Genomic DNA, 22,454 nt, shown 5'->3' with positions numbered 1-22,454 from the left:
GGACTGACCGTCACTGCAGCGCCGACCGGACTGACCGTCACTGCAACGCCGTGCGGCTGGTCGCCGATGCCTCGAGCGCCACACCGTCCGGGACGAAAGGCGAGAACAGCGGCGGATGCCAGGTTGCCGCCACTGTGACGCGTGCGGTCACGCCGTCCGGGGCGTCTGCGGACACGAGCGTCGCGACCCCCGGCACCGCGGCCACGACGGCCTCGGCCTGTTCTCGCACGCCCGCCGGCGTGAGCTCGGCACGCGCGGACTCGCCGTCGACCACGAGCGTGAAGCCGTCGGATCCGGCCAGTGCCGCGGCATCCGCCAGCGAATCGAGTCGCTTCTGGGCGATGTACAGGTCCGTCGCGCATACGCAGGCGACGATTACCGTGATCGCGAGCACGGCGTACCCGAGCATGAGCGGGAGGATGCTCCCCTCGTCATCCGCCATGGTCCGCGTGCGCTCGGCCATCATCCCCCGCCCCACACCCGGGAGATCTTCTGCGCCGCCGATGCCTCGACCGGGATCGCGGTGGCCTGGTCGAGTCCGAGGATCGGGGGCACGAAGGGCAAAGAGACCCGTGTCGTGACGGTGACGATCACGGTCGCGCCGGGTGCCGGGCATGTCGCGGATGCCGGAGTGCACGCGATCGCGACCTGCACGGAGCCCGGATCCATGCCGTATTCCTCCACGGCCTCGGCGATGATGGCGTCTCCGCGCGCGGTGGCCGATGGGGCATCCGGAGCCTGGCCCATGGCGCGCGCGGTGTGGCGCGCGGCTGCCTCGGCGCCCAGGGTATGCTCCTGCACGGCACCGAGCGCGAGCAACAGGTAGACGAGCGGAACGAGCAGGATCACACCGACGACGATGAATTCGAGCGCGGCCGATCCGTCCTCCTCACCCGCCCAGCGATTCCAGCGGGGCATCCGCTTCCACCTCCAATCCGAACGGGATGCCGATGAGTCCCAGCACGGGCAGCGCCGTGCGGACTCGGACGGTGACGACATCGTGGCCCGCTTGCTCGCCCGCGCTCACCGTGATGTCGCCGGCGTAGTCGCCGCCGATGGCCGTGGTGATCACGTCGGCTGTGCGGGCGGCGCCGTCCTCCAGACCGGTGTCGGCGAGCGCCGCGTAGTGGGCGCCCTCCGCAGCGGCGTCGTGCACGACGTTGCGGACGTATATCGCCAGCCCGAGCTGCAGCACGGCGAGCGTGAGCACCGTGAGGATCGAGCCGACGAGCACGAACTCGACAGGACTCGACCCGTCTTCGTCGCCCACGATTCGCCGGAGCACGACTCAGATCCCCGAGACGCTCGCGATCGCCTGTTCGAAGAGCGACGTCAGGGCGGGGCCCGCCACGGCCCAGATCAGGACGACCAGCCCGGTCATACGAAGGATAGGTAGAGTCGGGGGTATGGCAACCGACCTCGACTTCCTCGGCCCCGAGACCTGCGCGGTCTATCTCCGCATCAGCCAGGACCGCACCGGCCAGAACCTCGGCGTGCAACGGCAGAAGAAAGACACCGTCGCCCTCGCGAAACAGCTCGGCCTCCGCGTCACGAAGATCTACACCGACAACGACATCTCCGCGACCAGCGGGAAGATCCGCCCCCAGTTCGAACAGATGCTCCGCGACCGCCCCGAAACGATCATTGCCTGGCATCAGGACCGCCTCCTGCGCCTCACCAGCGACTTGGAGAAGGTGATCGACCTGGCCACCCCGGTCCACTTCGTCACCGCGGGCACCCTCGACCTCGCCACACCTGCCGGTCGCGCCGTCGCGCGCACCATCGCCGCCTGGTCGCAGTACGAGGGCGAGCAGAAAGCCGTCCGGCAGAAGGCCGCGAACGTGCAACGCGCCGAACGCGGGCACTGGCAGTTCTCCCGCCGCCCGTTCGGCTACCAGCGTGTCGACGGGGAAGTTCTTGTCATCCCGGAGGAGGCCGAGATCGTCCGGGAAGGCTACCGCCGCTACATCGCCGGGGAGACCTACTACGCCATCGCGCAGGACTGGAACAGCCGCGGCATCCGCACCCTCGGCACCGGCAACGGCGAGGGCACCACCTGGTCGATGGCTCGCGTCACGCAGCTTCTCCGCAACCCGCGTTACGCCGGGATCGTGCAGTCCAAGGGCGTCATCTACGACGTGGAACCGCAGTGGGAGGCGATCATCGACCGCCGCACCTGGGACGACTACCTCGCGACGCGTGAAGGCCGCAGGAAGCCGCACGGCTGGTCCCGCTCGGTGAAGCACATCCTGTCCGGTGTCGCCCTGTGTGGTGTGTGCGGTGGCACGTTGACCGCCCGCCCCGAATACCGGAACACCCCAGACGGGCGTGTCGCCGAGCAGGCGTACGCGTGCTTCGACAACTGGTGCGTCGCGGTCCGCGCCGACGAGATCGACCCGTTCGTGAACGGCCTGATCAAGGCCCGCTTGCAGGACAAGGAGATCGTGCGCGGGCTGCGTCAGACGCCGGACACCGAGCCGTTGGAGAAGGAGATCGGCCAGCTACGCCGACGCAGGGAGAACATCACCGACCTGCTCGCGGACGGCATCCTCGACCGCAGGCGGGCCAGGGAGCAGGCCACGGACCTGACCCGCAGGATCGACTCGATCTCAGCGCGGTTGTCGGCGATGCGCAGGCAGTCCCCGCTGACGGACCTGGCCCTGTCGAAGTCTGTCCCGGCGAAGTGGGACAAGCTGCCGGTGCTGCAACAGCGTCGTGTGATGGACGACCTCGGGTTGCAGATCACGGTGGGCCGGTCGGCCAGGCGGGGCAAGCGGCCTCGTGATGCCGAGGGGCAGGTGATCCCCGAGTTGGACCGGTTCACGGTGGACTGGCTCCCCAGGTGAGTCGGGGACTGTGGGAGGCATGGAGATGACACCCGAGGCGCTGGCGTTGATCGCTGTGGTGGATGCGGCGAATGACCGGCTGGCCGCGTACCGGCAGACGTTGGCGGCGGCGGGCGACGAGGACGACTAGAGGCTGGTTCTGGCCTGTGAAGCCCCGGCTTGGTGCCGGGGCTTCGTTGTGTGTGCGGCGCGTTGGAGGCGGAGTTGCACCTGCTCGGCGGCGCGGATGACTTCGGCGGCGTCGCGGCGTCGCTGTTCGCATTCGGTGCAGGTGGTCATGGGGCCATCCTCTCACCCGAGGGTATCTGGCTGACACCTATAAACCCCTGATGAGCTGGTCAAAATAGGCCCGAATAGATATGCTTGGGGTTAAAGCAAAGAGCGGTCGAATCCCGCCATTGGCCCCCAAGAGTCCGGGGAAGCCGAGTCGCGCCCACAACGCGTCCCGTCTACGCAGAAAGCCAGCCAATGGCACCGATCAGCACTCCCCAATCCGCCCGCGCCCAACTCGGCGTCGCGACCCGTTTCAACGCATCACCCGAAGTACTCACCGCCGCCCGCCGCAACCTGGCCGAGGCGAACATCGCGAAGCGCATCACCCTCGAACTAGAGAAGGCTCCGCCGTTGACCTCGGAGCAGGCCGACCGGCTGGCCGCGCTCCTGCGAGGAGCCGACGCATGAACGGGCCGGTCATCACCGCCGACCTCGCGGACCGGGCGCACGCCCTCCGCGACCACCTCACGAAGCTGCGCATCCCCGAGGGCGACACGGTGATGGGCACGCTGGTGGCGGAGTCCATCGACGCCGCGGAACTGGTGATCGCCGAGTTCGACCGGCAGGAGGCCGGGAACGGTGAAGTCCCCGGCCAGATGGCCGGGGACGCCCTCACCGAATCGGGCCTGCCAGGAACCGATGGCACCAGGGTACCGCCGGTCGGAGGAACCCGATGATCGTCAACGCCTGCATCCAGATCGACCTCACTCAAGGCGAGACGGCTACCGACGCCCGCCGCCGCATCCGCGCAGCACTCGAAGGCATCCCGGCCGGGTACTTCGTGCAGCTTCGGGTGGACCGGCGCACGCCGGTGGACTTGGCCTCCGAGGTCGGCTGCTGCTTCTCGCTGATTCAGGTGACCGCGGATGACGCGCACACGGCGGTCGCGTGGGTTGAAGCGATCACGAAGGCGGCGAACGCATGACCCCGGCGCAGGAGACCCGGAGGGTAGACAGCCTAGACAATCCGTCTAGCCCGTCTTCCCTTGAAAACACTGGGCTAGACAGGGTAGACGGTTTGTCTACCCTTAGCGTCCCGGAGTTCTGGGATGCACGCCCTGACCTCGCCACCATCCGTGACTTCTCCCTCGCCCGACGTGTCGCACCCTGGTCCACACTCGGCATCGTCCTCTGCCGCGTGATCGCCTCCACGCCGCCGGAGATCCGCCTGCCCCCACTCGTCGGCGGGTACGGCTCCGCGAACTTGTTCATCGGCATCGTCGGGACATCGGGACGCGGCAAGGGAACGTCGACCAGCGCAGCAACAGCCCTGCTCCCCTCGGAGGACATCTTCGACACCATCCCGGTCGGCTCCGGCGAGGGCATTCCTGCGGCGTACGTGCACCGCTCCGAAGGTGAGGTCATCCAGCACCAGACTCGAGTCCTGTTCGACGTCGCCGAGGTTGACACCCTCACCGCGCTCGGCAGGCGCGTCGGTTCGACGCTGATGCCGGTGCTCCGGCAGGTGTGGTCCGGTGAGGCTCTGGGATTCCAGAACATCGATCCGACCCGCCGACTGCTGGTGCCCGCGCACACGTACAGGGCCGCGCTGATTGTCGGCATCCAGCCTGAGCGTGCGTTCACTCTCCTGGACGACAGCGCCGGAGGTACGCCGCAGCGGTTCCTCTGGCTCCCTGGTGAAGATCCAGCCGCGCCGAATGTCCCCCCGAAGGAACCGGCACCGCTGGACTGGGCACCTCCGATCCCCTCCCGGTTCATGATCGACCGGCAGGGCCACCGTGTGATGCAGGTGTGCACTGCTGCTCGCGCCGACGTGGACGCGGACCGGCTACAGCACCTCCGTGGCCACGGGAACCCGCTCGATGCGCACGCAATGTACGCCCGCCTCAAGGTTGCGACGGCGCTGGCGCTGCTCGATCGGAGCACCGAGGTCCGTGAAGACGACTGGGAACTGGCCCGCGTCATCATGGCGGTGTCGAACGACACTCGGCGTGAGATTCGGGATGCGCTGGCGGATGCTGCGGTGCAGTCGGCGGTCGTCCGGGAGCAGACCCGCGCACTCGTCAAGGATCGCGTCGCGGATGACCAGGTGGAGAAGGCGAAAGCCAAGATCTGCGGCAAGGCGTCCACCGAGTGGCAGAGCGCATCGACCATCAAGAATCAGATCGCCGTATCCCTTCGACCGGCCGAAGTGTTCGACGCCGCCGTCGATGGTCTGGTCGCGGAGCTGGTCATTGAGGTGCGTGATGCGGTCGGCGGAGGCACGACGGGTCGGCACATCCGGTTGAGGGTAGATACCCCGTCTCGCCTGTCTAGCCCAGCAATCCCAAGGGGTGACGCGAATCTCCCCTCATCACCCCTCGTCTCCCCTCCCCCGGCATCCTTCGACCCGGACCACCACATCGACAATGCGCGGGACTCCTGGACTAAGGCGGTGGCCCCGTGAACACTCCCTGCGACCGTTGGCCGCTCTGCGACCACTACCCGAACGCCCTGGTCGACACGATGGAGATTGCCGCCGCGATCACCGAGTACTTGGAGAAGTACGGGCCGCTCGGCTACCGCGAGGTGCAGGCGTTCGCGGTCGGTGTTGGGCGGACCGCGGGATGGATCACGGAGGACGCCGCATGACTCGCCGGTCCTTGTTCGCCGCCGCGACGGTCATGGAATCGACCCACGGGAGGAATCCATCCCCAGCACGGCCAGACGGCGATCTCCGCGACGAACCCAGCCCCGCACGACCAGGAGGCCCAGAACGCCCCTCAACGCGGGAAAACGGCCCCCAGCGAATCAACCCTGCGGCGAGCGCGAACCTCAAGCACACCCCCGACCTCATGGACACGTTGGAGAACCAGTGACCCGGCCCAGCAACCCTGCCCGCCAGTGCACCGCGAAAGCGAAATCCACCGGCGAGCGCTGCGGCAACCCGGTCGTCCCCGGAGCCACCATCTGCCGCCACCACGGCGGAGCAGCAGCCCAGGTGCAACGCCGCGCTGGCCTCCGGCTGATGGAAGTCGTTGACCCGGCCATCGCGACCCTCGTCCGCGTCATGGTCCACTCCCCGAACATGTCCGAGCAGATGCGGGCCGCGGACTCCCTCCTCGACCGTGCCGGTATCGGCCGCTCCGGGGAAGCGGCCCCCGGCATGGACGAACTGATCGTCGTGATCGAAGAACGCCTCACCCAGATGGAGAACCCGAAATGAACGAACAGCACCTTGCGAACCTGCTCGCCCGGATGACGCCCGACCAGCGGGCAGCGATCCTCCCGACCCTGTCCGCCGAGGTTGTGGCGCGCGTCGTGGACCCGGAGAAGCTGCTGGCCGCGCTCACCTCCACGACGGCGACCCTCACGCAGGACCAGGCCACCCTGATCGACGCCTGGTGTGACGGGCACATGATCGTGCCGGGCGAGATCGTCACGGACGACCTGCCCGCCCTGACCGGCATCATCGACGAGATCCTGCTGTTGACCGACGACCCGGACCCGGTATCCCAGGTGCGCACGGCGATCCTGCTCCGCCAGGCCACCGCACACCTCACCTGGGGTGCGGTCACCCAGAACCGGCTGACGGGCGTGCAGGGCGACTACTACGGGCCGTCTTGGGATCAGGTGGCCCGGCTGAACGCCAGCGACCGGGCCGACCTGGTCGAGATCATGGGCAACCTGGGCCGGTTGCCTCGGACCGGCGCGAAGGCGGTGGCGTGATGCGTCGGCGGTGGGATGAGCCGGTGTGGCTGGGCAGGCTGGTCGCGGTCGGATGGCAGGAGCAGGCGGAGCGGGAGGCGTTCGCGCGCCGCCGCGACGCCGCCCTGGCCAGCGTCATGAGACTCGAGACCAACGGCAGCATCCGGGATGGCCGTTACGTCGGTGAACCGCTGGCGTCCCAGGTTGCCCGCCTGCGCCCTGTGCTCGCGGCGCTGATCGCGGACTCCCCCGACGCGCACAAGGCTCAGTTCCAACGGTGGCGCGAGCAGCGAGGCCAGGTGATCGCCCGGTGAGCAAGCAGCGACGCAAGACCCCACCGGTGGAACCGGAGCCGGTGGACACCTCGAAGCTCGCCCGATCCCTCGTGCACCGCGGCCTCGCGTCAATCGAAATCCTCGAACCGTTCGAGCGGCAGGGCTTCGGACGCCTCATCGAACGAAGTAACCCCCGTTAGGAGAACACCCTCATGAGCAACCTGAACCACGACGACGCGACCGGCGTCACTCACGACTACGACGCCCGCACCGTCCACGACTGGCTGACCTCCGACGAGACGCTGGCCACCCCCTGCCCGGTGCACGACGCGGCACCCGGCGACTACTGCTGGACAGACGCAGAGCACGAGTCGGCGTTTCTGTGCCCGGAGCGGCGGGCGACGGCCCGTGCCGCGGCCATCGCGTCGAACCCGGAACGCCTCGCCGCGGCCAACGCCGCCTTCGCCGAGGAGCACCCCGCGTGAGCACCGTCGATTGCCGCGACTGTGGCCGCGCCGTCGCCGACCCGACCGAGACGTTCCCGTCCGCGACGACCGGCGGCGAGCGCCCGACCACGCTCACGCTCTGCCCGACCTGCGTGGAGGACATCGACCACGCCGAGCACCTGGCCTCACGCCTGCACCTCGACCCTGTGGCGGTCCTCGCCGTGATCCGCGCCGTCGGCATCGTGAAGCCGAAGGACCGCCGCTGGACCACCGACGACCCCGACCTGTACGCCAGCGGTTCGTGGCATGTGCACGCGGCTCTCGCTGCTGCTGGCGGTGACGCTGGCCCGTACCGGCTCCGCCTCGACGGGGAACGCCGACGCACCCAGGACACATCCCCGTGGGGATGGCTCCCCGACCGTGTGGTGGAGAAGCTGACGACCGCGCTCGCCAAGGCCGAAGCGGAGGCCGACCACCTGGCCGAGAACCCGCCTACGACTCGTGTCGCCGCCCCGGCCCCCGGCGGCTGCTCCGTGTGCGGTGTGAACGGTGCCGACGCGCCCACCCTCGACGTGTACCGCGGCACCGCGAAGCCGTTCACCCGCCGAGCGAGCATGATGCTCTGCCCGTCCTGCGCGCAGCTCCCCGGCGACCGGGATCAGATCGTCCGCTACAGCGCGGTCATCACTGCCGGGATCACCGAGGACGTCGCCCGCGCGAACGAGCAGGCCACCGCACGCGGTGACCGCCCGCCCCGTCTCCCCCGGCTCACCCCGTGGTCGCGGTCCGGCAAGCCCGCCTCCGACGAGCCGTGGGGCTGGTTCGACATCGAAGGCTGGGCGGTGGAGGCGCTTGCTGCGCTCACCCCGGCCCGGCCGCGGACTCCGACGCTGGAAGAACTTGCCGAGCGTGTCGCGCGTCTCGAACACCGCGCTGGGATCGGCGGCTGAGAACTTGCGGCGCAGGCCCGAGGAACTTGCGCCGTCGAGGCTAGTAGCCCCGGATGCCGGGCACCCCGCCGTCGTCGGGCTTCTCGACCTGCTCGACCGGCACGAGGTGCCCGCATCCGGCGCACCGCCACCCGTCCGTCACCTCGCCGAGCAGCACCCCGCAGGACGGGCACCTCGGGCTGAGCGCTTCGTCCGAGATCAACAGCCCCGAATCTGAGGTTTCCGGGGTCGGGATGCCGCGAACCTGATCGTCTGTCTCCCCTGATTTCATGCGGTCAAACCCCCTCGCCGGTCTAATCGTCTTACGACCGGTAGACCAGCCGTCATCAGTGTCACGAGCACCCAGCCGGGAACGTCCCCGGTCTCGTCCTCGACGAGCTCCCTGGTGCGATCGGCCAGGCGGATGCGCCACTGTCGAAGTCTGTTCATTTCGGTTCCTTTCGTGGGGGTGTGCGCGCTCAGCCGAGACCGAGCCGGAGGATGAAGAGGCCGGGGAAGATGGCGAACAGGACGGAAAGAGGAAGGATCAGGAACACCAGCGGGAGAAGCATGTAGATCTCCTTCCGGCCGGCCTGCTCGATGAGCCCGCGCTTCGCGTCCTCACGCGCATCCGTGGCCTGGGCGTGCAGAACGGCGGCGAGGGGCGCCCCGTGCTCGAGTGCGGCGACGAGCTGATCCACCGCGCGGGACAGCCCCGGCAGCTGCAGACGCGACGCCATCTCTCCCAGGGCATCGGCGAGCGGGGATCCGGTGTTCACATCCAGCACGACGCGACGCAGCTCCGCGGTGAGTTCCCCTGAGCCGACGTCTGCGACACGGCGGATCGCGTCCAGGAGGCTCTCCCCGGCCGACAGGCACAGGGCGAGGAACTCGAGCGTCGTCGGCAGCTCCTCCTCGAGGCGGGACAGCCGCGCGCGGGCGCGGGCGGTGAGCAGCATGTCCCACCCGACAGCGCAGCCGACACCGGTGAGCACCGGCAGCACCATGGTCGGTGCGGTCATCCGCCCGGCGACGGCCAGCACGATGACGACGAGCGCTCCTGCGGCCAGCCCGATGAGCCCCCAGGCCAGTTGCCGACCGCGGAAGGCGCTCGGTTCGAGAGGACTGCCTGCCTGCGAAAGCCGCGTCCGCAGTGCTTCTCCCCCGCCGACGAGCCGCTCGAAGAGGCCGCGCAGTCGCTCCCATCCGGTGCGCCCCGTCGCCGACAGGGCGCCAGCGGTCGGCAGGATGCCCCGCGGCAGCAGAGCGTCGGGGACGACGTCGCGCACGTACGGCGCGATCCGGACGCTCAGCAACGCCGCACGCCAGCGCGGGAACGCGCCCAGGACGAAGAGCGCTCCGGCGGCGAACAGCCCGCCGAGCAGCACGGCGATCGCGAGATCGGTGACCGCCGTCACCCGAACCACCGCTTCGGCTCTGGCAGGCGTCCGACGCGGATCATGATCCGGAACGCCACCACTGAGACCGCAGCGCCCGCGACGATCACCAGCACGCCCTCCGGCGTGCCGTAGGCCTCCGCACCCTCCGGGCGCATCACCAGCAGGCCGAGGATGACCCACGGAGCGACAGCGCCGAGCACGGCGGCGCCGTGGATCCAGGACTGTCTGGCCTCGACCTCGCCACGCAGCGCGGCATCCGCCCGCACGGAGGAGGACAGCGCCCGCAGCACACCGGTCAGATCGGTGCCGCCGACCTGGCGCGCCATCCGCAGGGTCTCGATGATGCGGTCGGCGATGGGATCCGCGAGGGTCGCCTTCAACCGGTCGAGACTGGTCTCGAAGCGTCCGGTCGCCCGCAGATCCCTGGCGAACACTGCGAAGGCCGGGCGTACCGCGTGCGGCGCCGATTCGGCGAGGCCGGCCACGGCATCCGGCAGCGACAGCCCCACCCGGATCGCGGCGATGAGCAGGTCGCAGACATCCGGCCACAGTTGGCGGCGCGCTTTGCGCAATCGCAACCGCCGTCCGCGCAGGTAGGTCACGGGCGCTGCGGCGGCCGCGCCCGCCGCCAGAGCAGCGAGCGCCGCGAGTCCCGTCAGCAGCCACACGAGGGATGCAGCGACCGCCGCCACCGCGACCATCACGATCACGAGGGTCCGCGAGCGGACACCGCCGAGCCCTGCTTCCTCGAGGAGAATCGTGAGCGCATCGGTGCGAGCCTTCGGTTCGACCACGCGTTCGCGGGGCGGCCAGAGCCACGGCGATGCGCACAGCAGCAGGCCGGCAGCGAGGATCGCCCCCATCAGCAGTGTCATGCGCGCGCCTCCGCTCGATGCAGCGTCCGCGTGATGATGCGGCCTTCGACGAGCTCACCCGTCGGCGCGAGCACCTCGGCCACGTGACGGCGGCCCGCGGCATCCCGTGCGCAGTGCACCACCAGCGACACGGAGGACGCGATGGCGGGCGCGATGAAGGAGCGATCGATGTTGCGGCCGGCGAGCAGCGGCAGGATCGAGAGCTTCTCGAGCGCCTCCGCCGCGGAGTTCGCGTGGATCGTCGCCGCGCCCGGCACGCCGGTGTTGAGCGCGAGGACCAGGTCGAGCGCCTCCGCGTCACGGACCTCGCCGATCACCAGCCGGTCCGGACGCATGCGAAGCGCCTCCTTCACGAGGCGGCGGAGCGTGATCTCGCCCGTGCCCTCGAGGCTCGCCTGCCGCCCCTGGAGGGCGACGAGGTCCGGCCCCTCGACGGCGAGCTCGAACGTCTCCTCGGCGGTGATGATGCGCTGCGTGTCCGCGCACGCGGCCAGCAGAGCCCCCAGCAGGGTCGTCTTTCCCGCGTGCGTCGCGCCGGATACGAGCACGCTCTGCCCCTCGCGCATGGCGCGGCTCAGCATCTCGGCCACGTCCACCGGCATGGCGCCCTGACCGACCAGTGCCTCGAGGGTCCGGTAACGCGGCAGGAACTTGCGGATGTTGACCGCCCAACCGCCGCGGACGACATCGGCGATCGCGACATGCAGGCGCGAGCCGTCAGGAAGCGACGCGTCGACGAACGGCTGGCTGATGTCGACCCGTCGTCCCGTGGACTGCAACATCCGCTCCACGAGATCGCGGATCACCGCATCCGTCAGGCGCAGACGGATGCGATCGGTGACGCCACCGCGGGCGATGTGCACCTGTTCGGTACCGTTGATCCAGATCTCCTCGATCTCCGGATCCTCCAGCAGCGGCTGGAGAGGCCCGTACCCGTGTACCGACGCGAGCACCTCCCGGACCAGGGCGACCTCGTCGTCCACCATCGCCTCTCCGCGCGACAACGCCAGGTCGTTGTGGCGGCGCACCTCGGCCTGCGCGACGCGCCTGGCCTCGACGGGATCGATCGATGGATCGGTGCGATCTGCACGCAGGCGCCGACGCACGCGGTCTGCGACGACGGATGCGGGAAGGCTCACGCGTGCATCCTCGCAAGAATCGGCCGAGCGCCTCGGAAGTTATCCACAGCCCGTCTTCGCCCGCATCATCCGATCGGCTGGTCGATGGCGACCCGCTGGACGATGCGGATGCGTCTCGCGGGATCGAGAATCGGATCACCACCCATTCTTCGGAGGTCCGTCATGCGCCGCGCATCCCCCCTGTTCGTCCTCGTGACGGCGGTGGCGGTCACGCTCGCGCTCGTGGCGTGCACTTCTCCGGCGCCGACGCCCGGGCCGGCACCCGATGAGGAGACCACGATGCCCGAGAGCACACCTGAGCTGAGCGACGTGGACGCGTCGCTCATCGACGCGGCCTGGGCCGACGACGTCCCCCGCGCCTCCGAGCTGATCGCGAAGGGAGCGGACGTCGACGCGCAGGATGAGACCCTGCAGTCCGCCTATCTCATCGCCACCAGCGAGGGCTATCTCGACCTGCTCCGTCTCACGCTGGCGAATGAGGCGGATGTCGATGCCAAGGACAGCTGGAACGGCACCGGCCTGATCCGCGCCGCGGAGCGCGGCCACGGCTACGTCGTCGGCGCACTCCTGCAGGCTGGTATCGATCGGGATCACGTGAACCGGATCGGGTATCAGGCGATCCACGAGGCGATCTGGCTGGGCGACGACACTCCCGAGTACGCCACGACCGTGCGCGCCCTGGTCGCCGGCGGCGCCCAGCTCAATCGCCCCTCGGCCGGCGAAGGGATCACGCCTCGGCAGATGGCCGAGCAGCGCGGCTACGCTGTGGTGGCGCAGACGCTGGACACCGCGTTGTCCTCCCCTGCTCCTGCCGACCCGGATGCCGCGCTGCTCGCGGCATCCGTCTCCGGAGACGCGGATGCCGCGGCCGTCGCGATCCGCGCCGGGGCCGATCTCGAGGTGAGGGATGCCGAGCACGAGCGCACGCCGCTCATGCACGCGGTGCTGAACGATCACGTCGCGGTCGCTCAGCTGCTCGTCGCCCTGGGCGCCGATCCGGACGCGTTCGACGACCGTCGGGACACGCCGTGGGTCATGACGGGCGTCATGGGCAGCGTCACGATGCTGGAGGCGCTGCTGCCCGGCGGGCCGGATCTGACGATCGCGAACCGCCGTGGTGGAACCCCGCTGCACCCCGCATCCGAACGCGGCCACGTCGAGTACGTCCGCCGAGCCGTCCAGCTCGACATCGATGTGAACCGGGTCAACCTGAACGGGTGGACCGCCCTGCTCGAGGCCGTCGCCTTCGGAGACGGCGAAGCGGGTCAGCAGGAGATCGTCCGACTGCTGCTGGCAGCGGGCGCCGACCCCGGCATCCGGGATGCGAACGGGCGCAGCGCGCTCGATCATGCGCGCGAACGCGGCTTCGACGAGATCGCCCGGATCCTCGGCGGATGATTCCGGAAAACCGGAAGCGGATCCGGCGGTTCCCCGACCCGCGAGACGTCCGAAGCCCCGGCTAGACTGACATCGCGCAGCGCGGGAGTGGTGAAACTGGCAGACACGCAGGATTTAGGTTCCTGTGCCTTCGGGCGTGTGGGTTCAAGTCCCACCTTCCGCACGAGCGACGAGGTCGCGGTCCGTCGGGCCGTGGCGTCTCGCATGCTCAACCGCCGACCGCGACGCACGACGGGACACCATGCATCACATCGCACTCATCCCCTGGCTCGACCCCGCCATGATCATCGGGGCCGCAGGGCCCTGGGCGCTGCTCGTCGTGTGCTTCATCATCTTCGCCGAGACCGGACTCCTCATCGGTTTCCTGCTGCCGGGCGACACCCTGCTCGTGATCTCGGGTCTGCTCTCCCACCCGCAGTCGTACGCCCCCAACGGCGTCTTCGGCATCAGCGTGTGGTGGGTCGCACTGCTCATCGGTCTCGCGGCCTTCGTCGGCGGTGAAGTCGGGTACCTGATCGGTCACAAGGGCGGTCCGGCCGTCTTCGAGCGCAAGGAATCAGGACTGTTCAGCCGGAAGAACGTCGAACGCACCAATGCGTTCTTCGAGCGGTACGGCGGACTCACGATCATCCTGGCGCGCTTCGTGCCGATCGTGCGCACCTTCGCCCCGGTGGCGGCGGGCGTCGGGCACATGCACAAGGGCAAATACACCCTCTACAACCTCATCGGCGCCGTGCTGTGGGGCTTCGGTCTGACGATGTTCGGCTACGCCATCGGGTTCATCCCGCCCGTCGCCCGCTTCGTCGAGGACTACATCGATCTGATCCTGCTGGCGGCGGTCGGCGGCACGGCGATCATCACGCTGTGGCACTACTTCTCAGAGCGCCGCAAGGTCCGCAAGGAACTTGCGGCCGGCGGCGACCCAGAGGTCGACGCCGCGGAGGCCGCCGAGCTCACGCTCGACCCCGACGTCTTCGACCGCTCGCCCGATCTGGACGGCGACGGCAAGCACTGACCGCGCCCAGGTGAAGGTCAGCCGGCGTCGCGCTTCTTCGACCGCGACTTCTCGACGCTGGCGCGCAGCGCCTCCATGAGGTCGATGACCTCGCCGCCCTTCGTGTCCGCTTCACCCTCGTCGCCGAACGTCTCCGAGACGTCGAAGGTGTCGCCGGCCTCGATCTTGGCATCGATGAGCGTGCGGAGCTCCTTCTGGTACTCGTCGACGAACGACTCCGGGTCGAAGTCGCTCGAATAGCTGTCGACGAGGCTCGCCGAGAGTTCGAGCTCCTTCTTCGAGATCTTCACGTCCTCGTCCAGGGAGTCGAACGACGCCTCCCGCACCTCGTCCGCCCACAGCAGCGTCTGCAGCACCAGCACGTCTCCGCGCACGCGCAGCGCTGCGAGCCGCGTCTTCTGGCGCAGCGTGAACCGCACGATCGCCGTGCGATCGGTCTGTTCCAGGGTCTTGCGCAGCAGCACGTACGCCTTCGGGGATTTCGAATCCGGTTCCAGGTAGTACGCCTTGTCGAGGGTGAGCAGATCCACCTGCTCGGTCGGCACGAACTCGACGACGTCGATCTCGCGGCTGCGCTCTGCGGGCAGCGCGTCGAGGTCGTCCTTCGTCAGCACCACCCGCTGGCCGTCGTCTTCGTACGCCCTGTCGATGTTCTGATACGGCACGACCTCGCCGCACACCTCGCAGGTCCGCTTGTAGCGGATGCGTCCGCCGTCCTCATCGTGGACCTGATGCAGCGGGACGTCGTGATCCTCGGTGGCGGAGTACACCTTCACCGGGACGTTCACGAGCCCGAACGTCAGGGCGCCTTTCCAGATCGACCTCATGACACCAGTGAACACTGCAAGACCGGTCCGGGGCCAGAGGCTTGCGGCTACGATTTCGGCATGCCCAGTAACGCGCAGATCGTCGAGGTCGACGGTCGGCGTGTGCGGCTGACGAACCTCGACAAGGTGATGTACCCCGCGACGGGCACGACGAAGGGCGAGGTCATCGCCTACTACTCGGCCGTCGCCGCGCGGATGCTTCCGCTGCTGTCCGGCCGTCCCGTCACCCGCAAGCGGTGGGTGGAGGGCGTCGGCCCGGCGGATGCCCCTGCTGATGCCTTCTTCACCAAGCAGCTCGAGCAGGGCACGCCGAGCTGGGTCGTCCGGAGGCCGATCGAGCACTCGGACGGTCCGAAGGACTATCCGCTGATCGATGACCTCCCGTCCCTCGTCTGGTTCGCCCAGATCGCCGCGATCGAGTTGCACGTCCCGCAGTGGCGCTTCACGCCGGACGGCGACCGCGGCAACCCGGATCGCCTCGTGATCGATCTCGATCCGGGGCCCGGTGCGGATCTCGCCGCCTGCGCGCATGTCGCCGGTCTCGCCCGCGCCATCCTGCGCGACATCGGTCTGGACCCCGTGCCGGTGACGAGCGGCAGCAAGGGCATCCATCTCTACGCGCACCTGGACGGCTCGCAGACCAGCGATCAGGCGTCCGGTCTGGCGAAGGAACTCGCTCGCGCGATCGAAGCCGATCACCCGGACATCGCCACGAGTGTGATGGCGAAGGCTGCGCGCGGCGGCAAGGTCTTCCTCGACTGGAGCCAGAACAACGCATCCAAGACGACGATCTCGCCCTACTCGCTGCGCGGACGCTCCCACCCGACCGTCGCCGCTCCCCGCACATGGGACGAACTCGAGGCCCCCGGCCTCCGCCACCTCGAGTTCGACGAGGTGCTCGAGCGGATCGACGCCGGCATCGATCCGATGTCGGACTTCGCGCGGACGGCATCCGCGGAGCACCTTGCGCCTTACCTGTCCAAGCGCACAGCGGGCCGCACTCCGGAGCCGATGCCGGAGCTGCATGCCGTCGAGCCGTCGCCTCCAGGCGCCCCGCCGCGCTTCGTCATCCAGGAGCATCACGCACGTCGGCTGCACTTCGATCTGCGCATCGAACGCGACGGCGTCCTCGTCAGCTGGGCGGTGCCCAAGGGCATCCCCGAGCTCGGCGAGCGAAACCATCTCGCCGTCATGACCGAGCCCCATCCGCTGGAGTATCTCGAGTTCCAGGGGGATATTCCCAAAGGGGAATACGGCGCCGGAAGCATGACGATCTGGGACACCGGTACCGTCGAGATCGAGAAGTGGCGCGACGAGGAGGTCATCGCGACCTTCAGCGGGCAGGGTCCGCTCGGGCGTGCACGGCTGGCACTGATCCGCACGGAGGGCAACGGGGAGAAGTCCTCCTGGCTGCTGCACCGGATGAAGGATGCCGAGGCGGCGGGTGCTCGGCATCCGATCGTGACGCGATCGCAGCCGACCTCGCACGCGGATCCCGACCACGCACCGGCCTCGTCCCCGGACTCCGGGGCATCGTCCCCGCCCGAGCCGATGCTCGCGGAGACGGGAACCGCAGGGCTCGCGCGCGCCCTCGGCCATGCCTGGGCCGAGATCAAGTGGGACGGCATCCGGGCGATGGGCGTGTGGCAGGAGGGACGTCTGCGGCTGTATGCCCGCAGCGGCACGGACATCACCGCCCGCTACCCCGAGCTGACCGCAGACGGCGCTCCGCACCTTGCCGTCTCGGATGCCGTGATCGACGGCGAGATCATCGCTCTGGACGCCTCAGGCCGCCCGAGCTTCAGCCGCCTGCAGAATCGGATGCACCTGACCAAGCCGCGCGAGATCGAACGCGAGGTGGTACGGACCCCGATCGTCTACCAGCTCTTCGACCTGATCCGGTTGGCGGGCCACGACCTCACCAGGACGCCGCTGCGCGACCGACGGCGACTGCTCGAGACGCTCGCCGAGAGCGCCGACGGTCCCGTGATCGTGCCGCCGGTCTTCGATGACATCGACGCCGCATTGGAGACCAGCGAGGAACTCGGCCTGGAGGGCGTCGTGGTCAAGGACGCCGACTCGATCTATCGCCCAGGGACCCGATCCGGGGCGTGGCTGAAGATCAAGCACACCAGGACGCAGGAGGTCGTGATCACCGGCATCCGCCCGGGCAAGGGCAACCGATCAGGCGGCATCGGGTCCCTCCTGCTCGCGATTCCGGAGGACGGACGGCTGCGCTACATCGGCCGTGTCGGCACCGGCTTCACCGACCGCATCCTGCGCGACCTGATGTCACGGCTGGATCCCCTGCGCATCCCGAAGGCCCGGGTCTACGGCGTTCCACCGCCGGACGCCTCGGATGCCGAATGGGTGCGTCCGGAACTCGTCGGCGAGGTCGAGTTCGCGAACTGGACGCCGGACGGGATCCTCCGCCACGCGCGATGGCGGGGACTCCGACCCGACAAGCGCGTCGACGAGATCGTCGTCGAATCCTGATCAGGCGTGCGCCTGTTCGCACTGCGCGGCGTCGTCGGGCTCGATCTGGAACGTCGAGTGCTCGACGTCGAAGTGCTCGGCGAGGCAGCCCTGCAGTTCGGCGAGCAGGGCACCCGAGCCCCCCTGCGCGACGATCTCCGGAGCGACGCTGATGTGCGCGGTGAACACCGGGGCGCCGCGGGTCAGCTGCCAGACGTGCACGTCGTGCACGCCCGTGACGCCGTCGAAGGCCTGCAGATGCGCACGGATGTCAGCCACCGTCATGCCCTTCGGCGCGGACTCGGCGAGCACGGAGAAGACCTCGCGCAGCAGCGTGACGGCACGCGGGATGATCATGGCCGCGATGAACAGCGACGCGATGGCGTCCGCCGGCATCCACCCCGTCGCGATGATCACCACGGCCGCGACGATGACGGCGGCGGACCCGATGAGATCGCCGAGGACTTCGAGGTAGGCGCCTCGAACGTTGATGTTCGTGCGCTGAGCGGCGCTGAGCAGCCACATCGAGATGCCGTTCGCGACGAGCCCGACCACCGCGACCACGAGCATCAGGCCGCCGGCCACCCCGGCCTCACCGGGATCGAGCAGTCGCGAGATTCCCTCGATCCCGACGGTGACGGCCAGGACGATGAGGATGATCGCGTTGACCAGCGCTCCGAATACCTCGGCGCGCTGATATCCGAAGGTGCGCCGATCGTCGGCGGGGCGCGCGGCGACAGCACTGGCGATGAGGGCGATCACGAGCGCGGAGGCGTCCGTGAACATGTGCGCGGCGTCGGCGAGCAGCGCGAGCGACCCGGTGAGCACCGCTCCGACGACCTGCACGAGCATGATCGTCGCCGTCAGGCACAGCGAGATCGTCAGGAGCCGGCGGCTCCCTGCTCCTCGAATCCCCGGGGGGTGGGCGTGATCGTGCATGGCTCAAGCGTACGAGCGGAACAGACCACCAGCGGCGATTTCCCGTAGTCGGGAATGGTGACGATTCTCAGTAGCGGCGCGCTGTCAGAGCGTCTTGAGCAACGGGATCAGCGCGTCGAACGCGCGAGCGCGGTGCGATTGCGACTGCTTCTCCTCGGCGCTGAACTCACCGACCGACCGCTGTTCGCCCTCCTGGCCGTCCGGCACGAAGATCGGGTCGTACCCGAACCCTCCGGAACCGGATGCCGCGTGCGCCAGTCTCCCCGGCCACCGGCCCGCGACGACGTGCTCGTCGCCTCCCGGCGTCACCAGTGCGATCGTCGAGACGAACTGCGCCGTGCGGTGGTGGTCGGCGATGTCGGCGAGCTGGTCCAGGAGCAGGTCCAGGTTGGCCTGGGCATCCTTCTTCTGGCCGGCCCAGTACGCGGAGAACACCCCGGGCGACCCGCCGAGCACGTCGACGCAGATGCCGGAGTCGTCTGCAAGCGCTGCGAGTCCCGTGTGCTCGGCCGCCGCCCTTGCCTTGATGAGCGCATTCTCGGCGAAGGTGACGCCGTCCTCGACCGGCTCAGGGCCGTCGTATCCGACGATCTCGAGATCGGGCCTGGTGCGCGCGACGATCTGTGCGAACTCCGAGACCTTGTGCGGGTTGTGGGTGGCGAGGACGACGCGCATCAGTCCGCCAGAGACGTGAGCTGCAGCGTCTTCAGGTCCTCGCACCCGGCGACGCCGAGTTCGAGCAGAGCGTCCAGTTCGCGCTTGTCGAACGGAGCGCCCTCCGCCGTTCCCTGCACCTCGACGAACAGACCACGACCGGTCACGACGATGTTCATGTCGGTCTCGGCGCGGACGTCCTCGACGTAGGCGAGGTCGAGCATGGGCTCGCCGTCGATGATCCCGACGGACACCGCCGAGACCGAGTCGAGCAGCGGCTTGGCGTTCTTGCCGATGAACTTCTTCTCCCGGCCCCACTCGATCGCGTCGGCCAGCGCGACGTACGCGCCCGTGATCGCCGCCGTGCGTGTACCGCCGTCGGCCTGCAGAACGTCGCAGTCGATGACGATCGTGTTCTCGCCCAGCGCCTTGGTGTCGACGACGGCGCGCAGGGCTCGTCCGATCAGACGCGAGATCTCGTGCGTGCGTCCGCCGATGCGGCCCTTCACGCTCTCGCGGTCGTTGCGGCTGTTCGTCGCCCGCGGGAGCATCGCATACTCGGCGGTGACCCAGCCCTTGCCCTTGCCGGTGAGCCACCGGGGGACGCCGTTCGTGAAGGATGCCGTGCACAGCACCTTCGTCCCGCCGAAGCTGATGAGCGCCGAGCCCTCGGCGTTGGCGCTCCAGCCGCGTTCGATGGTGATCTCGCGGAGCTGGTTCGTGGCGCGACCGTCGGAGCGGACGATGTCAGACATGGGGTTCCTTCGTTTCGAGGGATTGTGCTTCGGGAAGTGTGATGACGCCGGTCTGCACGAGCTGGACGTCGCGTACCTCGCGACCCATCAGTCGGTTGGCCAGCGCCGTGAAGTCATCGGCGGAGTCTCCGGTGGCCTCGTACACGTAGGTGGCCACGGCATCCGAGGGGGCGAGCAGATCGCCGCGGACGAGCTGACGGTACACGTCGGCGGCCGTCTCGTCATCGCTGGAGACGAGCGAGACGCCTTCCCCCATGACGTAGCCGATCGCACCGCGCAGGAAGGGATAGTGCGTGCAGCCGAGCACCAGGGTGTCGACGCCGGCGTCACGCAGCGGCGCGAGGTAGTCCTCCGCAGTGGCGAGCACCTCTGGCGCACCGGTGATGCCCGCTTCGACGAACTCGACGAACCGTGGGCAGGCGGCCGTGAAGACCTCCAGCCGCTCGTTGACCTCGAGCATGTCCTGGTAGGCGCGGGACCCGATCGTGCCGACCGTTCCGATCACGCCGATGCGCCCGTTGCGGGTCGTCGAGACCGCGCGGCGCACGGCCGGGCCGATCACCTCGACCACCGGGACGTCGTAGCGTTCGCGGGCATCGCGCAGCATCGCCGAGGATGCCGTGTTGCATGCGATCACGAGCATCTTGACGCCCTGTTCTACGAGCGTGTCGAGCACCTCGAGGCCGTATCGGCGGACGTCGGCGATCGGTTTCGGGCCGTACGGGGAATGCGCGGTGTCGCCGATGTAGACGAACGATTCGCGGGGAAGCTGGGCGCGGATCGCCCTGGCCACGGTGAGCCCGCCGACACCCGAGTCGAAGATTCCGATGGGCGCGTCGTTCATGACTCACCAGCCTACCCTTCGGCACGCGCAGGGACGCCCTTCGGCACGCTCAGGGACCGCCGTGCTCGTGCCGGACGTGCGCGTCCGCTCACTAAGCTGAGCGCATGACCTCGTCGACGGCGCTTCTGACCGACCGCTACGAACTCACGATGCTCGGCGCCGCGCTGCGCGACGGCACGGCCGCACGCCCCTGCGTGTTCGAACTGTTCTCCCGTCGATTGTCCGGAGGACGGCGCTTCGGCGTCGTCGCCGGCACCGGACGCCTGCTGTCACTGCTGCGCGAGTTCCGCTTCGGCGAGGACGAGCTGCGCTTCCTGCGCGACGCGCACGTCGTGGATGCCGAGTCGTTGACGTACCTGGAGAACTATCGGTTCACGGGTTCCATCAGCGGTTACCACGAGGGCGAGCTGTACTTCCCGGGTTCGCCGATCCTCACGGTCGAGGGCAGCTTCGCCGACGCGGTCGTTCTGGAGACGCTGGCGCTGAGCGTCCTCAACCATGACTCCGCCGTGGCGACCGCCGCATCGCGGATGAGCATCGCAGCCGGCGACCGTCCGCTCGCGGAGATGGGCTCGCGTCGCGCGGCCGAGCACTCGGCGGTCGCCGCCGCCCGGGCCGCGTACATCGCCGGCTTCGGCTCCACCAGCAACCTCGAGGCCGGACGCCGGTGGGGAATCCCGACGATGGGCACGGCTGCTCACTCGTGGACGCTCCTGCACGAGACCGAGGAGGACGCGTTCCGCGCGCAGATCGCGAGCCTCGGAACCGATACGACGCTGCTCGTCGACACGTACGACATCCGCACCGGCGTCGACACGGCCATCCGCGTCGCCGGGACCGGACTCGGCGGTGTGCGCATCGACTCCGGTGACCTGCCGATCGTCGCGGCCGAGGTGCGGGCGCAGCTCGACGAGCTCGGCGCGACCGGCACGCGCATCACCGTGACGAGCGACCTGGACGAGTACGCGATCGCCTCCCTGGCCGCTTCGCCCGTTGACGCCTACGGTGTCGGAACATCGGTCGTCACGGGGTCGGGCTATCCGACCGCGAGCATGGTCTACAAGCTCGTGGCACGACAGGATGCCTCAGGCGCGTGGATCGGCGTCGCGAAGGCATCCGCCGACAAGGCCTCGCAGGGCGGCCGCAAGGCGGCGTTCCGCACACTCGCAGACGGGGTCGCGACCGCGGAGACAGTGGTCGTGTCCGATGGGTTCGAGGAACTGGACACCCCGTCCGAGCATCCTGGTTCTCGGCCGCTGCAGGTGCACTTCGTCGACAACGGCGAGACCGACAGCGCGTTCGAGGGCGCCGAGGGAACCGCAGCCGCGCGGGCGCATCACCTGCGTGTGCGCGAGGAGCTGCCCGTCAGGGCGCTCGCGCTCAGCAAGTCGGATCCTGCGATTCCGACCGTTCTGATCGACGCGGTCTAGAAGACCATCGATTCGTAGATCTCTTTGCACGTGGGGCACACCGGGAACTTCTCGGGGTCGCGCCCCGGGGTCCACTTCTTGCCGCACAGGGCGCGCACCGGCTTGCCGGTGATCGCCGATTCGAGGATCTTGTCCTTCTTCACGTAGTGGCTGAAGCGCTCGTGGTCGCCAGGCTCGATGTTCTCCTGCTTCAGGAGCTCTTCGAGTTCGCGATCAAGCGTTGCCACGCCGCCCTGATCGGGGCTGTCCAACGGAGTACTCATGGGCCGATTCTAGCCGGGAGGGCG

The 22,454-nt window shown here is 68.9% G+C and carries 28 protein-coding genes and 1 tRNA gene; 16 read left to right on the top strand and 13 right to left on the bottom strand.

Annotated features, from left to right (window positions below; genetic code table 11):
* Nucleotides 1-37: 37 nt before the first annotated feature.
* The 3 genes from M2317_RS11050 to M2317_RS11040 are packed head-to-tail and all read right to left on the bottom strand — an operon-like array spanning nt 38 to nt 1,285.
* On the bottom strand, nt 38-466 hold the full coding sequence (locus M2317_RS11050; protein ID WP_429460122.1) for a pilus assembly protein TadG-related protein: 429 nt from the start codon (nt 464-466) through the stop codon (nt 38-40).
* Nucleotides 463-918 carry a TadE family protein gene (locus M2317_RS11045; protein ID WP_429460120.1) on the bottom strand — a complete coding sequence of 152 codons (456 nt, stop codon included), beginning with the start codon at nt 916-918 and terminating at the stop codon, nt 463-465. The genes M2317_RS11050 and M2317_RS11045 overlap by 4 nt, the downstream gene beginning before the upstream one ends.
* Nucleotides 890-1,285, bottom strand: a complete 396-nt coding sequence (locus M2317_RS11040) for a TadE/TadG family type IV pilus assembly protein (protein WP_429460118.1) — start codon at nt 1,283-1,285, stop codon at nt 890-892. The genes M2317_RS11045 and M2317_RS11040 overlap by 29 nt, the downstream gene beginning before the upstream one ends.
* Before the next feature lie 121 nt (nt 1,286-1,406).
* Here M2317_RS11040 and M2317_RS11035 point away from each other — a divergent pair, with 121 nt between their 5' ends.
* From M2317_RS11035 to M2317_RS10985, 11 genes are all read left to right on the top strand, one after another.
* Complete coding sequence (locus M2317_RS11035) at nt 1,407-2,846, top strand: recombinase family protein (protein WP_429460117.1); 1,440 nt, start codon at nt 1,407-1,409, stop codon at nt 2,844-2,846.
* A gap of 468 nt (nt 2,847-3,314) precedes the next feature.
* Nucleotides 3,315-3,527: a hypothetical protein gene (locus M2317_RS11030; RefSeq protein WP_429460115.1), complete on the top strand. Its 213-nt coding sequence runs from the start codon at nt 3,315-3,317 to the stop codon at nt 3,525-3,527.
* Nucleotides 3,524-3,796 (top strand): hypothetical protein, encoded by a 273-nt coding sequence (locus M2317_RS11025; protein WP_429460114.1) that lies wholly within the window; start codon nt 3,524-3,526, stop codon nt 3,794-3,796. Before M2317_RS11030 ends, M2317_RS11025 begins: the two co-directional genes overlap by 4 nt.
* Nucleotides 3,793-4,044 carry a hypothetical protein gene (locus tag M2317_RS11020; RefSeq protein WP_429460112.1) on the top strand — a complete coding sequence of 84 codons (252 nt, stop codon included), beginning with the start codon at nt 3,793-3,795 and terminating at the stop codon, nt 4,042-4,044. Before M2317_RS11025 ends, M2317_RS11020 begins: the two co-directional genes overlap by 4 nt.
* Nucleotides 4,041-5,525, top strand: a complete 1,485-nt coding sequence (locus tag M2317_RS11015) for a hypothetical protein (protein WP_429460110.1) — start codon at nt 4,041-4,043, stop codon at nt 5,523-5,525. Before M2317_RS11020 ends, M2317_RS11015 begins: the two co-directional genes overlap by 4 nt.
* Nucleotides 5,522-5,710, top strand: a complete 189-nt coding sequence (locus M2317_RS11010) for a hypothetical protein (protein ID WP_429460108.1) — start codon at nt 5,522-5,524, stop codon at nt 5,708-5,710. Before M2317_RS11015 ends, M2317_RS11010 begins: the two co-directional genes overlap by 4 nt.
* Before the next feature lie 223 nt (nt 5,711-5,933).
* A complete protein-coding gene (locus M2317_RS11005) occupies nt 5,934-6,284 on the top strand; it encodes a hypothetical protein (RefSeq protein ID WP_429460106.1) in 351 nt (116 codons plus the stop codon).
* On the top strand, nt 6,281-6,787 hold the full coding sequence (locus tag M2317_RS11000) for a hypothetical protein (RefSeq protein ID WP_429460104.1): 507 nt from the start codon (nt 6,281-6,283) through the stop codon (nt 6,785-6,787). Before M2317_RS11005 ends, M2317_RS11000 begins: the two co-directional genes overlap by 4 nt.
* Nucleotides 6,787-7,080: a hypothetical protein gene (locus tag M2317_RS10995; protein ID WP_429460103.1), complete on the top strand. Its 294-nt coding sequence runs from the start codon at nt 6,787-6,789 to the stop codon at nt 7,078-7,080. The genes M2317_RS11000 and M2317_RS10995 overlap by 1 nt, the downstream gene beginning before the upstream one ends.
* Nucleotides 7,081-7,253: 173 nt before the next feature.
* On the top strand, nt 7,254-7,526 hold the full coding sequence (locus M2317_RS10990; RefSeq protein ID WP_429460101.1) for a hypothetical protein: 273 nt from the start codon (nt 7,254-7,256) through the stop codon (nt 7,524-7,526).
* Nucleotides 7,523-8,437 (top strand): hypothetical protein, encoded by a 915-nt coding sequence (locus tag M2317_RS10985; protein ID WP_429460099.1) that lies wholly within the window; start codon nt 7,523-7,525, stop codon nt 8,435-8,437. The genes M2317_RS10990 and M2317_RS10985 overlap by 4 nt, the downstream gene beginning before the upstream one ends.
* A gap of 40 nt (nt 8,438-8,477) precedes the next feature.
* On the opposite strand, the gene M2317_RS10980 is transcribed toward M2317_RS10985, so the two are convergent.
* From M2317_RS10980 to M2317_RS10965, 4 genes are all read right to left on the bottom strand, one after another.
* On the bottom strand, nt 8,478-8,708 hold the full coding sequence (locus tag M2317_RS10980) for a hypothetical protein (RefSeq protein ID WP_429460098.1): 231 nt from the start codon (nt 8,706-8,708) through the stop codon (nt 8,478-8,480).
* Nucleotides 8,709-8,895: 187 nt separating this feature from the next.
* Nucleotides 8,896-9,834 (bottom strand): type II secretion system F family protein, encoded by a 939-nt coding sequence (locus M2317_RS10975; RefSeq protein ID WP_429460096.1) that lies wholly within the window; start codon nt 9,832-9,834, stop codon nt 8,896-8,898.
* On the bottom strand, nt 9,831-10,691 hold the full coding sequence (locus M2317_RS10970; RefSeq protein ID WP_429460095.1) for a type II secretion system F family protein: 861 nt from the start codon (nt 10,689-10,691) through the stop codon (nt 9,831-9,833). The genes M2317_RS10975 and M2317_RS10970 overlap by 4 nt, the downstream gene beginning before the upstream one ends.
* Complete coding sequence (locus M2317_RS10965; RefSeq protein ID WP_429460093.1) at nt 10,688-11,830, bottom strand: CpaF family protein; 1,143 nt, start codon at nt 11,828-11,830, stop codon at nt 10,688-10,690. The genes M2317_RS10970 and M2317_RS10965 overlap by 4 nt, the downstream gene beginning before the upstream one ends.
* 162 nt (nt 11,831-11,992) lie before the next feature.
* Here M2317_RS10965 and M2317_RS10960 point away from each other — a divergent pair, with 162 nt between their 5' ends.
* The 3 genes from M2317_RS10960 to M2317_RS10950 all read left to right on the top strand — a co-directional run bounded on the left by M2317_RS10960 (nt 11,993) and on the right by M2317_RS10950 (nt 14,243).
* A complete protein-coding gene (locus M2317_RS10960) occupies nt 11,993-13,228 on the top strand; it encodes an ankyrin repeat domain-containing protein (protein ID WP_429460091.1) in 1,236 nt (411 codons plus the stop codon).
* 81 nt (nt 13,229-13,309) lie between these two features.
* Nucleotides 13,310-13,391, top strand: a tRNA-Leu gene (locus M2317_RS10955).
* A 78-nt stretch (nt 13,392-13,469) separates the two neighbouring features.
* Complete coding sequence (locus M2317_RS10950) at nt 13,470-14,243, top strand: DedA family protein (RefSeq protein WP_429460089.1); 774 nt, start codon at nt 13,470-13,472, stop codon at nt 14,241-14,243.
* 17 nt (nt 14,244-14,260) lie between these two features.
* Here M2317_RS10950 and M2317_RS10945 read toward each other — a convergent pair whose 3' ends face one another.
* Nucleotides 14,261-15,070 (bottom strand): Ku protein, encoded by an 810-nt coding sequence (locus M2317_RS10945; RefSeq protein ID WP_429460087.1) that lies wholly within the window; start codon nt 15,068-15,070, stop codon nt 14,261-14,263.
* A gap of 60 nt (nt 15,071-15,130) precedes the next feature.
* Between M2317_RS10945 and M2317_RS10940 the strand changes: the two genes are divergently transcribed.
* Nucleotides 15,131-17,566, top strand: a complete 2,436-nt coding sequence (locus M2317_RS10940; protein WP_429460085.1) for an ATP-dependent DNA ligase — start codon at nt 15,131-15,133, stop codon at nt 17,564-17,566.
* On the opposite strand, the gene M2317_RS10935 is transcribed toward M2317_RS10940, so the two are convergent.
* From M2317_RS10935 to murI, 4 genes are all read right to left on the bottom strand, one after another.
* Nucleotides 17,567-18,484, bottom strand: a complete 918-nt coding sequence (locus M2317_RS10935; RefSeq protein WP_429460083.1) for a cation diffusion facilitator family transporter — start codon at nt 18,482-18,484, stop codon at nt 17,567-17,569.
* An 84-nt stretch (nt 18,485-18,568) separates the two neighbouring features.
* Nucleotides 18,569-19,159 carry an RdgB/HAM1 family non-canonical purine NTP pyrophosphatase gene (gene rdgB, locus M2317_RS10930; RefSeq protein ID WP_429460081.1) on the bottom strand — a complete coding sequence of 197 codons (591 nt, stop codon included), beginning with the start codon at nt 19,157-19,159 and terminating at the stop codon, nt 18,569-18,571.
* A complete protein-coding gene (gene rph / locus M2317_RS10925) occupies nt 19,159-19,893 on the bottom strand; it encodes a ribonuclease PH (protein WP_429460079.1) in 735 nt (244 codons plus the stop codon). Before rph ends, rdgB begins: the two co-directional genes overlap by 1 nt.
* On the bottom strand, nt 19,886-20,737 hold the full coding sequence (gene murI, locus M2317_RS10920; protein ID WP_429460077.1) for a glutamate racemase: 852 nt from the start codon (nt 20,735-20,737) through the stop codon (nt 19,886-19,888). The genes rph and murI overlap by 8 nt, the downstream gene beginning before the upstream one ends.
* 104 nt (nt 20,738-20,841) lie before the next feature.
* Here murI and M2317_RS10915 point away from each other — a divergent pair, with 104 nt between their 5' ends.
* Complete coding sequence (locus M2317_RS10915; protein ID WP_429460075.1) at nt 20,842-22,167, top strand: nicotinate phosphoribosyltransferase; 1,326 nt, start codon at nt 20,842-20,844, stop codon at nt 22,165-22,167.
* Here the strand turns inward: M2317_RS10915 and M2317_RS10910 are convergent.
* Entirely contained in the window at nt 22,164-22,430 is a 267-nt protein-coding gene (locus M2317_RS10910; RefSeq protein ID WP_429460073.1) for a DUF3039 domain-containing protein, read from the bottom strand. The two genes, M2317_RS10915 and M2317_RS10910, sit on opposite strands and share 4 nt — an antisense overlap.
* Nucleotides 22,431-22,454 lie beyond the last annotated feature (24 nt).

The organism is Microbacterium sp. ZKA21, assembly GCF_050434165.1.
Taxonomy (GTDB): Bacteria; Actinomycetota; Actinomycetes; order Actinomycetales; family Microbacteriaceae; genus Microbacterium.
This window is presented reverse-complemented; position numbering and strand designations above follow the sequence as displayed.